The following is a 13,112-nucleotide window of genomic DNA, read 5'->3' on the forward strand; positions in this document are numbered from 1 at the left end:
GCTGATTGCACGCAAGTTGGCCGCCTGATCGAAGGGATGGATGCAGATCATCTGCTGGCAGATCGTGGCATGACAGTAATGCCATTATTGAACAGGCAGAAAAACGGGGAGTGGAGGTTGTTATTCCTCCAAAGAAGAACCGGAAGACGCAAAGACATTATGATCAAGCGCTGTATAAACTGAGGTATTTCGCCGAAAATACTTTCCTTCTTTTCAAAAGGTAGCGTTGCTACAGACACACCAAAAATACCTCTTCTTTCCTTGCCGCCGTACAAATTAGATGTCTCGCCCTCTGGGTGGATATCTTGTGACTACATTATATAGCAGTGGTTATGACATAATGTGCAACAATTTTTATTTGAATTTTTAGGTGGTCAATATATGCGTTTGGTATTTAAACTTATTCGAATTATTTTAACCCCTTTTATGCTAATCGCCGAAAAGCTAACCACACCTAAAGGCATAAATCGTGATAGTGAAGCGCAAGCCCAAGTTGATGCAGACTGCAGTCAGTTAGCTTTGTATGAGTTTAAGGCTTGTCCATTTTGTATTAGGGTACGTAAAGAAATGGCCCGGTTAAGCCTGAATGTTGTTAAGTACGACGCCCTGGATAATCCAACCCATCGCCAAGCTCTCAAAGCGGGTGGAGGCCGGATTAAAGTCCCTTGCTTACGTATTAGCCATGATAACGGAGAGGTGCAATGGTTGTATGAATCTAACGATATTATTGCCTACCTGCAGCAACGCTTTGCGGCAGAATAACCTAAGTAGGTAAAAAGATAGTGCTAGCATTTTCTCAAGCTTGTGAAAATAACAAAGCGCCTATTCTGCAGGTGTTGACGCAGGTATTTCAGCATAGCAAGCGGGTGTTAGAAATAGGCAGTGGCACCGGCCAACATGCCGTCCACTTTGCTAAGCACTTACCACACTTAAACTGGCAAAGTAGCGATCAACCGGCTTATTTATCCGACCTTAGCGCCCGGATCCAACAAGCTAACTTGGCAAATTTATCTGCCCCGCTAGCTTTGGATATTACTAGCTCGGTGTTTAGTGCTGAAAAAGTGGATGCGCTGTTTACTGCTAATACCTTGCATATCATGCCGTGGCAGATAGTTGAACAACTGTTTCAACACTTAAATGAGTTTTGCTTACCTGAAGCACAGCTGTGTATTTACGGCCCTTTTAACTACAATGGCCAATTTACCAGTGCCAGTAATGCTAGTTTTAATCAGCATTTACAACAACGCGATCTGTTAATGGGCATTCGTAATATTGAAGATGTGATTGCCCTTGCCGCTAAGGCTGGCTTCAACTTGCAGCAAGATTACGACATGCCCGCTAATAACCGATTATTGCACTTTAAACGCTAAGCTAAGCTGTAACAGGTAACTGTTGCTGCGCCTGCGAGCCTGTTCACCCTATTCACAGAAATGGGTAGGTAGGCAGTGTTTTCAGTGTGGAATCTTTGGCTAGATATTCCATTGTTTTGAAAAATTCTATTACGTCACCTCAATACCCTGATTCACAATCATGCGGAATGTTAAATTAACGCGGGGGGTATGGATGGTTTTGGTTGGGGGCAACCGGTGAAGCCAATGGGTTTGGGTGGTTCCTTTCATCACTAACAGGCTACCATGTTCCAGCAGGATGTAAACGGTTTCCTTGCTGCGCTTATGCTTAAATGCAAACTTCCGTTCTGCACCCAAGCTTAAGGAGCCGATCGCCCCGTCTCTTTTCAGATCTTTTTCTGCATCGCTGTGCCACGCCATGCCTTCGGAGCCATCATGATAAAGATTCAGCAGGCATGAATTGAATGTCTCCCCACTTACCTGCTCAGTAATCGTTTTTAACTCCAATAAATCCTGCGTCCATGGCAGAGCCTGTTTGGTGATTTTCGAATACGTGTATTGAAAGGGTGAATTCGCGTACCAGGCGACATGACGTTTGGTCAAAATATGTTTGCTCATAATAATCGCTTCATCCGGTTGCCACGCGATATCTTTCAGAAGTATCGCTAAATAACGATCAGATTCTTCCAGCGATAAAATTGGCCCGTAATAATTGACTTCCCCCGCTTGGGGTAACAGATTTTCAGGGGCATCTAAAGTATGCGTGATCCGGTCCATTTCTTATACGCTTCCTTCATACAATTGCCGCAAGGGCGATAACCTGCCTCGATGGCTGCTTGAGCACTGGCAAAAAATACCCGATTTTTGCGCCGCATTCTTTTGCCAGATTGACATCCCAAAGTGCCATAGATTTGCAGTTGACTGTTGCCGCCAAATTGAATGTGCAGGGCTTTTATCCCTCGCCTTACATCCTGATCACTAATTTCACTATGCCGAATCATTTTCTGGGTCTATCCACTTAACAGAGTTAGGGGTAAATTTAGGGAGTGTGACATTTTCCATTAGGTGTTCAAAATATGGGGGTACAAACCCATTTTCGTAAAATGTGATTGATTTTAGTAAATCATCTACCCCAAGTACCATCAGCCAGGATTCGTCACTCTCCCTGCCTGAGTTTATTTGATCTTTAACTTACTGCATCGTGAAAGATAATACCCATCGTATAGCGTTGCCCGCTATGCACTTCACTGACACCATGTTTCATATTCGCGCGGTAATAACCTCTGCTTCCCTTCACAGGGCGAAAGTGAGTCGTCATCATCAACATGTCGCCTTTCCTGGGTTTTAACACGATTGCCTTGGACTGTGCTCGCGATGTTTGCTGCGTTAAGACAAATTCGCCCCCGGTAAAATCTTCATCAGGTTCCGTTAAAAAAAATACGGTTTGAATTGGGAAATAAATATCCCCGTACAAATCCTGATGCAAGGTGTTAAACCCGCCTTTGCCGTATTTCAAAATCAAGGGGGTTGGCTGACATTGATGATGGTCGCGGCACTGCTTATGCAAGTCTGCCAGTTTTTCTGGAAACTGCGTTTCGATATTCAAAGCGTTCATCCATCGATTAGCAACAGGAACGAGTTTGGCATAGAGCTTTTCCCGTAAGGCCTGAATAATATCCGGCAACGGGTAGGCAAAATATTTATACTCCCCCAGGCCAAACCTATAACGCGCCATGGTTACCGTTTTGCGATAGCTGTCAGGGCAGTCGTAAAGCTCAATGAAATGACGGCACTGCACAGCCGACAAAATACCGGGCACGATCGCATAGCCTTTTTCGTGCATGTCATCAGCCACATGTTGCCAATTCGCCGCAGCTATCTTTTTCAGAGTGTCTTGCATGTTCATGCTCCCGTTCTCGCGGCTTCCCAACTAATCATCGCGGATTTTCGGGTGGCCCCCCACATATAACCGCCGATCTGCCCACTGGATTGGATGACTCTGTGGCATGGGATGAGAAATGCGACGGGATTACGGCTGATTGCCGTACCGACAGCTCTGGAGGCTTTAGGGTTGCCGATTGTTTTTGCAATATGGCCGTAGGTGGTTAGATCGCCCATCGGAATTTTGAGCAAGCATTCCCAAACTTTGAGTTGGAACGGCGTGCCGTTTAAATGTAGCTTGATTTCATCCAGCCGTGACCAATCTTTTTGAAAAATAAACAGGGCAGCCTGGTGAGATTGATTAACCCTTTGTGTATAGGAAGCATTGGGAAAGCTCTTGTTAAGATTGCTGAAAGCCAAGACTTCATCCTCTTCAAAAGCGATCCGGCAAACTCCCTTGGAGGTAGATGCGATCATCACTTTCCCAAACGGACTGTCAGCAAAACAGTAATCGATACGCAAGGCTTTGCCACCATTTTTAAATTCACCCGGCGTCATGCATTCTATATTCACAAAGAGATCGTGCAATCGGCTGGCTCCCGATAGCCCTGTCTCATACGCTGCTTCCATCAAGCTGGAATTCCTGTTTTTTAACAAACTTTTAGCGTATTCCAAACTAAGATACTGGACAAATTTCTTGGGACTCACTCCCGCCCATTCAGAAAACAGTCGTTGAAAATAAAACGGACTTAAATGTACTGCCGCCGCAATATCCTCTAAAGCAGGCTGCTGTTTAAAATTTTCTTGAATATATTCGATTGCTTTGACAATACGGTCGTAATGAGTTTGCGCTTGATCGATCATCATTTTTATCCTTCGCGTTATATTCTATCCTTCCTATCCCCATAGAATAAAAGCGAATTTTCATAAACACGACCCGAAACTTGCTGACTATCAAATTTGTAGCGCAGATTAAGCAAGGGCTGATTGTGTTTGCGATGAGCGATAGTCAAATTGAATGTATGGAGGATCAAGTAGCCATCTGCTTTTGATCTCTATTTTGTTTAATCGCGTCACAAATTTAACGCCGAAAACGACATCTGCTAACAATTTTCAGCCGCTTAATCAAAACCATTTTTTCTGAGCTGTTTTCATAAGTTTGAATGTCATTATCAGCGTTGTGGTTCGATTTCCGCCGTTTACATTGACGTTTTGCATGTCCGGAGAGATATTCCGGTCAGTCTGCAAGATGATTAAGGATGGGTATTTTCTGACTCTGCAGGAATTTCTGTGATGAGTATCATCATCCAGATGATAGGTTTCATGATTTGTATGGGGAGCGTCTATAATGTCAGTGGAATTTGCGTGTTTTACACGTATGTTTCGTTTTCCGCTCAAAAACAAAGTAAATCATGTTTGCTGGTGATTTGCCCGCAGAATGATTTTTAAAAGGAGAGAAAAAATGAAATCAAGTTTAGGTTTGTCTGCACTGATCGGTTTAACGTTGTCATTCCCTGCCTTTGGGGGAGGAAACCCGGAGTTTGTTAAGTTTCCGGAAAATTATACTGAGATATTTTCGCAATATGGCACCGCTAACCGTGCTAATCAAACACAGTTAGCAAAATTCTATGCAAATAAGATTGCCGTGGATAGCTACAAAAAAGGTGAGGAGGCTGCTCCCGGTTCAGTTGTGGTTATGGAAATATATATACCCAAGAAAGATGCCGAGGGCAAAATCCAATCGGGTGAGGATGGCTTGTTTGTCATCGACAAACTGGCTGCTGTAGGTGTTATGGAAAAAAGAAGTGACTGGGATGGCACTTTTAAAGCAGAAGATCGCTCCGGTAACTGGGGGTTTGCCTTGTATGAACCAAATGGCAAAGTAAAGGATAACGATCTGAATTGTGCACAATGTCATAACCCGTTACAGAAACAGGACAATCTATTTTCCTTCCAGAAGTTAGTGGATTACGTAAAAAATCACTGAAGCCAGGCTTTACTCAGCGCGTAGGGCATCCACCGGATTAAGACGGGCTGCGCGTATGGCGGGAACAATGCCCGCTGCCAGCCCGATTACCCCTGACAGGAGCAATGCCGCGATGACATAGCGCCACGGGATGCTGATGGGCAAATCGCTGACCAGTATTCCCAGTAGTCCGGCAATCCCTGATCCTGTGATTAATCCGACAATCCCCCCCAGCGTCGAAAGCGCGGTGGATTCCAGCAGGAACAAGATACGGATACGCATGGGGGTTGCACCCAATGCATTCAGCAAGCCGATCTCGGCCATCCGTTCTGTTACAGTGATGTGCATCAGTGTGATCATCCCCACCGCTCCGACCAGCAATGAAATTCCTCCCAATACCGCGACGGCAAAAGTCAGTACATTCAGTACGGTAGAGAGTGTACTGAGCATCTGCTGCTGTGGTGTTATCGTAAAATCTTCACGCCCGTGCCGTTTAAGCATGATACGTTTGATATCTTGCGTGACTTCATCCAGTGGTGTGGCTGGCGGATAGACTACCTGAATTTCCATCACACCTTCCCGGTTGAAAACTTCCAATGCCCGTGCTGTGGGAATGTAAACCGTATCATCCAGATCAAAACCCAGTACCTGGCCCTTGGAGGCCATGACACCAATGATACGAAAACGTGAACCACCGACCTGCAGTACCGAGCCAAGCGGATTGGTACTGCCGTACAGCTCCTTGTGTACTTTTGCACCGAGCACAGCAAAGGCGCGTGGATTACGCGGATCGTCCGCTGGTAGGAATTGCCCGATCGCAGTGTGCATATTAAATGCCCGATCGAAATCCGGCCCCTGGCCATATACAGTAACTCGTCGGCTGTGGCCGTTACCGCGTACTTCCGCGTTCCCGGTGACGGTTGCATTGGTATAGACCGCATGGCGAGAGGATTTCAGCGCGAGCGAATCCTCAATTGTCAACAGGCGCACACTGCTAATTGATCCGGTCGAAGCACCTCGCGTACGAGTCTTGCCGGGTGTGATATTCACAATGTTGGTTCCAAACTGGGTAAATTCGGATAACACAAAACGCTGGATACCTGCACCGATTGATGTTAACAGGATCACGGCGGCAATGCCGATGGCAATACCGGATGCAGACAGAAATGTGCGCGTTCGGTGGGCGGTCAATGCGCGGAGTGCAAATTTCAGGGATTCAACAAGATTCATCGACTTTATCGCTTGCCAAGTGCATCAACCGGATCCAGTTTCGCCGCACGGATTGCCGGTAATAATCCCGCCAGAACGCCGGCCAATACTGCGACTCCTACTCCGGCAAAATTGGCCCAGAGTGGTGGCCAGGCGGGCAACAGCGGATATGCCAGACGTAGTGCCCAGCTGCCTGCCTGTCCCAGTATGAATCCGGCCAGGGCTCCCGCCAGGGATAGCCAGACGGCTTCAGCCAGAAAAATATAGCGAATGACAGCAGCCGGCGTGCCAATTGCCTTGAGTAGCCCAATTTCTGCCGTGCGCTGACTGACCGATACCAGCATAACATTCATCACCAAAATGCCGGCAACAGCAAGGCTGATGACGGCGATACCGGCAACCCCCAGTGTCAATGCACGCAGGATACGTTCAAATGTAGCCAGTACAGCATCATGGGCGATTACGGTGACATCATCTTCCCCGTCATGACGTCGAATGAGCGTTTGACGAATTGCTTCCCTGGCATTATCGATTTCGCCATGATGGCGGATTTCAATCAGCAACCGGAACAGCGAATTAGTGTTGAGTAATGTCTGGGCATGCTGGATAGGAATAATGACCAGTTCATCCGAGTTGTATCCCATGGATTCGCCTTGTTCCGCCATCACGCCGGTGACCAGAAAACGCCGATCACTCAGGCGAACGCGCTGCCCCAGTACATTTCCATCCGGGAAAAATTCCTGTGCAATCTTGGCACCCAATACAATCTGGGCACTGCTTTCATCCGCGCTTGAAAGAAATTTTCCCTGTGAAAGCTTCATGTGACGGATTGGGAAAATATCCGCGGTGGTGCCCATCAGCGTGACTTCCCGCAGCTTGCCTGCAGCAGAAAGTTCAGCCACACCGACATTCAGGGGAGCGTAACGCCTGACTTGTGGCAGCCTTCCTACCCAATGAGCATCATCCAGCGTCAGATCTCTTGACGTCTGGCCCATGACTGCGCCTGGAAAACTCCCTGCTGTTTCGGAACGACCAGGCAGGACAATAATCAGGTTGGTGCCGATCGAAGAAAATTCATTGACGACATACTGGCGCGCCCCATCGCCCAATGCAGTCAGAATGATCACTGCAGCCACACCCAATGCCATGGCCAGTATGATCAAAAACGAGCGAGCAGGGTAGCTGGTAATAGTTTTAAGGGAAAAACGCAGGAGATCCTGTAGTCTCATTGTTCGTCGGTTTCGATCCGACCATCGTGCATGGCAACCCGGCGCCGGGCGCGTAATGCCAGTTCGCGATCATGCGTTACGACGATAAGCGTGGTACCTGTTTGATTCAATGCTTCCAGCAACGTTGCTACTTCTGAGCCGATACGGTGATCAAGATTGCCGGTGGGTTCATCCGCCAGCAATGCAGTAGGACGCAAGATCGTTGCGCGGGCAATGGCCACCCGCTGGCGCTGCCCGCCAGATAGTTCAGCCGGTCGGTGGTGTGCACGATCACTCAAATTGAATGCCTGCAAGGTTTCTGCGATGCGCTCCTTACGCTCTATTGAAGGCATGCCAGTCAGTATCAGAGGAATTTCAATGTTTTCTGCAGCCGTCAAACGCGGGATCAGATGGAAAGATTGGAAAACAAAACCAATTTTTTCCCGGCGAACTTGTGCTTGCTCGGTTTCCGACAGTGCGGTGACGTCTCTGCCATCCAGTAGATAATGCCCGCTATCCGGCCGGTCGAGTAAACCGATAACGTTCAGCAGGGTTGATTTACCCGATCCGGAAGGCCCCATGATGGAAACATATTCACCAGAGTCGATTGTCAGATCAATATGGTCAAGTGCATGGATAGCTTGATCCCCCATATGAAAAATCCGGGTGATACCCTGGAGCTGTATCATGGCTGAGGAGATTTGGGGGTCACTTGTGTGCCCGTTTTGATTTCTCCACTATCGCCGGACAGCAGTACCTGATCCCCTTCAGACAACCCTTCAAGCACTTCGGTATAGGCCCAGTTTGCCAGGCCTGTTTTCAGCGTTTGCTCCTCAAGCCTGCTATCTTGATCCAGCACCCAAACCTTGTTGCCCTGACGGATCACCTGGGTGGGAACGCGCAGCACATTTTCACGATGATCAATAATTGCTTCGATATCTGCGCTATAACCCACCAGCAAAACAGCCTGATCAGGATTGGCAAATTCGGCTTCCACATCCACCGTGCGCGCCTGTTTCTCGACTTCAGTCACATAAGGGGCAATACGACGTACTTTCCCCTCAAAAATCTGGCCAGGGAGGGCATCCAGCGTGATGCGTGCAACTTGTCCCACCCGGATTTTGGGTGCATCGACTTCATCCATCGGCGCACTGACATACAGGCAGGAGTCATCAATCAGATCAACTGCTGGCGGGGTGGGAATTCCCGGCGGGGAAGGGGTGACATATTCGCCCAGTTCTCCTGTGATCTGAGCAATGACTCCAGCAAAAGGAGCAATAAGCTGTGTTCGATCCAGGTTGGCCTGGCTGACTGCAATCTGTGCACGCGCTCGCCTGACTTCTGCACCCGTGGCGGCACAGGCTGCCCGGTTGGCTTTGGCAGTAGCGCTTGCATCATCGGCACGCTGTACGCTAACAAATCCTTTCTCAACCAGTTGTTGGGTGCGGATATATTCACGTTGTGCGTTGTCAGCCAGGATGCAGGATTCCTGTCGCCGGCTTTCTGCTGTAGCCAATTGCTGCTTTGCCAGATCATGTTGTGCTTGCAGATCGGTATTCCATAATTCAAGTAGCACCTGATCTTTCTTGATCCGATCTCCTTCTCTGATTTCCATACGGATGATCTGGCCACCTGCTTGTGGAGATAATTTGGCTCGTCGGCATGCCTTGATCGTGCCAGCGCGCGTATTGACCACCGTGGCTTCAACGGCACCGCGACTAACGGTCGCCAGTTCCACTTCCAGAGGCTGGCTTCTGGTTAAATGCCAAGTGATGTACCCTGCTGCGGTAATCAGTAGCGCAATGCCTGCTATGCGAAGCAGTAAACGTGTTCCAGGCATGAAGATGAAAGGTTAGGGGTTATTATTGGAGTGACGCTTACGCTTGGCTCGTTTATGCCATGTATGGATAACGTAGTAACGCCAGAACATGCGTACCGCGAAATAGCCGGTGACAGATAGCAGGGAGGCTAGTAAAAATAGCCCGACAATCAGTGGTTTCCCGAGGGTTGCCAGATAGTCCGTCAGTACGGGAGCCCATTCAGAAAGATGTTTGTCCAGCAAATGCAATTCCAGTGGAGGCAGGTCATCCATGCTACTTATCTTGCTGCCGGTCGCCCAGCTACCCAAAAAATACGCTGCTATATAAAGCGGTACGATAGTAAAAGGATTGGAGTAAAGCGTCGTAAATACAGCGATGGGCAGATTGACCTTGAAAATCACGGAAAACAGAGTGGCAAAAAAGAACTGCACCGGATTGCTGCCCGGAACCAGACCGGCGAACAGACCGGCAGCTACTCCTCCGGCAACAGAGCGACGGTGTAAATGCCAAAGGTTATGATGATACAGCAGCGTGCCAAAAAATTTCACAAAGCGGCTCTGCTGGATACTTTCGTGAGAAGGCAGATATTTTTTAAAAATTTTACGCAGCATGATTCTTGCCCAAAAAAATTAATTACTTAGTAATTAATAGTAAGGCGATGAGGGAGGTTTTATCACCATTAATCCCTGCATGAGGTAGTAAAATCGTCTAAAGTTGTACGAGCTAAGTTCAATTGCAATCCATCAATATATAAAAATATGAATGATACATCACAAGCTGTTACTGCTTCTGTCTGGCGCGAAAGTTTCATTTTGTCATCCGGCAAACATCAGACGCAGATACGGGATACAAAACCCACTGCAGATAATTACGGGGCACTGGATGCCAAGACTTTTGTTGCGGTGGAGGCTGATGCCCTGTTTGATGAAATCAACCATGCACAGACCCGGGTAGGGCAATCCGTATTGTACCGCTCAATTGCGCGCCCGGTGACCGATGCTGCATTATTACAAAGCAAGCAGGAAGCGTTGCGTGAACTTGAATCCAATCCTGAGCTGTTGGACGCCCTGGAAAAGTACATCAAACGAATGGCGTTCGATGAAACCTCACTATACCATCTGCTTTACGGCGAGTTTGCAGGCGGACTGACGACCGATGATCCCAAAGATAAAACCGGTAAGGAAAGACTGGAATTTGGTGGATACGGCTATCGTCAGTTTGTTGATGGCACTGGTTTTGCCGTAGATATGGTAGATCAGGCAGAAGCGCTTCCCACTCCCAATAGTGATTACCTGCGCACGCTGGTGCAAGCGTTGCGTGATTTTGCCCGGACACGTACTTATTCACTCATGCATGGACCCATCTATGTCTCGGAAAGAAAATTTCTGACAAGAGAAGAAAAATCTCGCTTACCTATTCCGCGATTTCGCCCCTCTGTGTTCAAGTGGCCGTTTATTGGTTTCTTTCTGGTTTTTATGGCCGGTCTGCTTTTTTTCTTTCAGAGTACACTGAGCGAGCTGGGTGCCAGCTACATTGGCTATGGGGTTTTGATCCTGCTTGTGCCGATCATTCCGATCATTTTACAAGCAGTCAGTGCATCCGACCGGGATTCGGTCATCTACCCGCTGCAGAAACTGTTTCGGAGTAGTCCGGAATTGGCTAGAGCAATTGAAGCACTGGGGATGATTGATGAATTGCTGGCATTGCGTCGGCATGCGCATTCCATACCAGGAGATTCCGTTCTGCCGGAAATCTATAGGAACGAACGTCACACACTGGTTGCTTCTGCCGCCAAAAACCCATTGCTGGTACGGACGCATCCGGATTATGTTCCCAACGATATTACGCTGGATAACAATAAACGCTTGCTGATCGTGACGGGGCCAAACAGCGGTGGAAAAACCGCCTACTGCAAAACGGTTGCTCAGATTCAGCTGCTGGCGCAAGCCGGAGCGTATATCCCAGCAACGCAAGCACGAATAGTGCCTGCAGAGCATATTTTTTATCAGATTCCTGCTCCCGGCCAACTGGAGGAAGGAATGGGGCGTTTTGCACATGAGCTGAAACAAACCCGCGAAATCTTCTTCAATTCGACACCACGTTCTCTGGTGATACTGGATGAACTGGCGGAAGGCACCACCTTTGAAGAAAAAATGACACTTTCGGAGTATGTGCTGAAAGGATTTCATCAGCTGGGTGCCACCACGCTGCTGGTGACCCATAATCACGAATTGTGCGAACGTTTGCAGCAGGAAGAAATCGGAGACTATCTGCAAGTTGAATTCGTTTCAGAGAAGCCGACACACCGGCTTGTTCCGGGTGTCTCGCGCATCAGCCATGCAGACCGTATTGCCAGTGCAATCGGTTTCAGCAAGGAAGATGTGGCCAGTCATCTGGCTTCGTTACAGGAATGATGGAGATTAGCGAGACATCGCAGTAAAATAGACCTACTTGTTAAGGCAGAGCTGAACCACATAATGTAACAGTGAACAGTGGATAGTACGTTTTTGTGGAGTAGCGAGGACAAATGGAGAGAAATAATCATCGAGGAATTATCAGTGGAACATAAAACTGACGATCGGCGCATTATCAGAGGAGATGAGCTGATCACGCCAGTGCAACTGCTTCGTGAGCACCCTCTGACCGAGCGTGCAACGGAAACAGTGGTCACTGCCAGGCAGGAGTGCCATGACATATTGCGGGGAGAGGATGATCGGTTGCTTGTCATTTGCGGCCCGTGTTCAATTCATGATGTAGATGCAGCCGTAGAATATGCTTCCCGGCTGAGTCGTCTGCGTCAGGAGCTGAAAGGTCAGTTACATATCATTATGCGGGTTTATTTCGAGAAACCCCGCACAACCGTTGGCTGGAAAGGCCTGATCAATGATCCGGATCTGGATAACAGTTTCAATATTGACAAAGGGTTACGACTGGCTCGCAATTTATTGCTGAAACTGGGCAATACAGATATGCCGGCTGCTACTGAATTTCTTGATCTGATCAGCCCGCAGTATGTGGCCGACCTGATTAGCTGGGCAGCTATCGGTGCCCGGACAACTGAAAGCCAGGGACATCGCGAACTGGCCTCCGGTGTTTCGTGTCCGGTAGGGTTCAAGAATGGCACCTACGGTAATCTGAATATTGCAATTGATGCAATTAGTGCAGCCTCCCACCCGCATAATTTCCTGTCAGTCACCAAAGAAGGACGGGTGGCCACTTTCACAACCAGGGGAAATGAGGATTGTCATATCATCCTGCGTGGCGGAAGATCACCTAATTATGATGTAGGAAATGTTGCTTCTGCAGTTGAGGCGTTAACAAAAGCTAAACTGCCTCCTTATCTGATGATCGACTGCAGCCATGCGAACAGCCACAAGGATTATCGGCGTCAGCCGGAAGTGGCTGCTGATGTTGCACGACAAATTACGGAAGGTAATCGCTCAATCAGTGGTGTCATGCTTGAAAGCCACCTGGTGGCAGGTCGGCAGAATGTGGAAGGCAAACAATTGAAAGAGCTGGTTTACGGACAGAGTATTACAGACGGCTGTATTGATTTCGAGACAACACAACAGGTACTTTCCGATCTGGCCGAAGCAGTGGAAAAGCGCAGAGGTAAACATCGCGCCGAACCGGTATTGATCCCAATCCATTCTGCTGCAAATTCCTGAGCCCCGACCTG

Annotated in this window: 13 protein-coding genes and 1 pseudogene; 6 read left to right on the forward strand and 8 right to left on the reverse strand. The window is 48.2% G+C overall.

The genetic code is table 11. The features are described 5' to 3' along the window. The 3 genes and pseudogenes from ABF86_RS12730 to ABF86_RS03610 all read left to right on the forward strand — a co-directional run. A pseudogene (locus ABF86_RS12730) lies at positions 1 to 311 on the forward strand (transposase); the annotation flags it as partial. Positions 312 to 342: 31 nt separating this feature from the next. Further along, on the forward strand, positions 343 to 762 hold the full coding sequence (locus ABF86_RS03605) for a glutathione S-transferase N-terminal domain-containing protein (RefSeq protein ID WP_242500151.1): 420 nt from the start codon (positions 343 to 345) through the stop codon (positions 760 to 762). A 20-nt stretch (positions 763 to 782) separates the two neighbouring features. Then, entirely contained in the window at positions 783 to 1,370 is a 588-nt protein-coding gene (locus tag ABF86_RS03610) for a DUF938 domain-containing protein (protein WP_074685433.1), read from the forward strand. Positions 1,371 to 1,499: 129 nt separating this feature from the next. Here the strand turns inward: ABF86_RS03610 and ABF86_RS03615 are convergent, their stop codons facing one another. From ABF86_RS03615 to ABF86_RS03630, 3 genes are all read right to left on the reverse strand, one after another. After that, a complete protein-coding gene (locus tag ABF86_RS03615) occupies positions 1,500 to 2,126 on the reverse strand; it encodes an alpha-ketoglutarate-dependent dioxygenase AlkB (RefSeq protein WP_011634406.1) in 627 nt (208 codons plus the stop codon). 409 nt (positions 2,127 to 2,535) lie between these two features. Further along, entirely contained in the window at positions 2,536 to 3,249 is a 714-nt protein-coding gene (locus ABF86_RS03625; RefSeq protein WP_011634405.1) for a 2OG-Fe(II) oxygenase, read from the reverse strand. 2 nt (positions 3,250 to 3,251) lie between these two features. Beyond that, positions 3,252 to 4,097, reverse strand: coding sequence for a methylated-DNA--[protein]-cysteine S-methyltransferase (locus ABF86_RS03630; RefSeq protein WP_011634404.1), 846 nt, complete (start codon positions 4,095 to 4,097; stop codon positions 3,252 to 3,254). 595 nt (positions 4,098 to 4,692) lie between these two features. On the opposite strand from ABF86_RS03630, the gene ABF86_RS03635 reads away from it, so the two are divergent. After that, positions 4,693 to 5,217: a cytochrome P460 family protein gene (locus tag ABF86_RS03635; protein WP_041353488.1), complete on the forward strand. Its 525-nt coding sequence runs from the start codon at positions 4,693 to 4,695 to the stop codon at positions 5,215 to 5,217. A gap of 9 nt (positions 5,218 to 5,226) precedes the next feature. Here the strand turns inward: ABF86_RS03635 and ABF86_RS03640 are convergent, their stop codons facing one another. From ABF86_RS03640 to ABF86_RS03660, 5 genes are read right to left on the reverse strand one after another with little or no spacing between them, the layout of a single operon-like run. Beyond that, a complete protein-coding gene (locus ABF86_RS03640) occupies positions 5,227 to 6,426 on the reverse strand; it encodes an ABC transporter permease (protein ID WP_074685435.1) in 1,200 nt (399 codons plus the stop codon). Positions 6,427 to 6,431: 5 nt separating this feature from the next. Then, a complete protein-coding gene (locus ABF86_RS03645; protein WP_011634401.1) occupies positions 6,432 to 7,634 on the reverse strand; it encodes an ABC transporter permease in 1,203 nt (400 codons plus the stop codon). Further along, positions 7,631 to 8,302 carry an ABC transporter ATP-binding protein gene (locus ABF86_RS03650; protein ID WP_011634400.1) on the reverse strand — a complete coding sequence of 224 codons (672 nt, stop codon included), beginning with the start codon at positions 8,300 to 8,302 and terminating at the stop codon, positions 7,631 to 7,633. Before ABF86_RS03650 ends, ABF86_RS03645 begins: the two co-directional genes overlap by 4 nt. Beyond that, entirely contained in the window at positions 8,299 to 9,453 is a 1,155-nt protein-coding gene (locus tag ABF86_RS03655) for an efflux RND transporter periplasmic adaptor subunit (protein WP_074685437.1), read from the reverse strand. Before ABF86_RS03655 ends, ABF86_RS03650 begins: the two co-directional genes overlap by 4 nt. A gap of 12 nt (positions 9,454 to 9,465) precedes the next feature. Beyond that, complete coding sequence (locus tag ABF86_RS03660; protein WP_011634398.1) at positions 9,466 to 10,044, reverse strand: DUF2062 domain-containing protein; 579 nt, start codon at positions 10,042 to 10,044, stop codon at positions 9,466 to 9,468. Between the two features lie 147 nt (positions 10,045 to 10,191). Here ABF86_RS03660 and ABF86_RS03665 point away from each other — a divergent pair, with 147 nt between their 5' ends. Together ABF86_RS03665 and ABF86_RS03670 are read left to right on the forward strand one after the other, a co-directional pair. After that, entirely contained in the window at positions 10,192 to 11,847 is a 1,656-nt protein-coding gene (locus ABF86_RS03665; protein WP_011634397.1) for a DNA mismatch repair protein MutS, read from the forward strand. A 144-nt stretch (positions 11,848 to 11,991) separates the two neighbouring features. Beyond that, entirely contained in the window at positions 11,992 to 13,101 is a 1,110-nt protein-coding gene (locus ABF86_RS03670) for a 3-deoxy-7-phosphoheptulonate synthase (protein WP_011634396.1), read from the forward strand. The last annotated feature ends 11 nt before the right edge of the window (positions 13,102 to 13,112 follow it).

Source organism: Nitrosomonas sp. GH22 (assembly GCF_009833115.1).
Classification (GTDB): Bacteria; Pseudomonadota; Gammaproteobacteria; order Burkholderiales; family Nitrosomonadaceae; genus Nitrosomonas; species Nitrosomonas eutropha.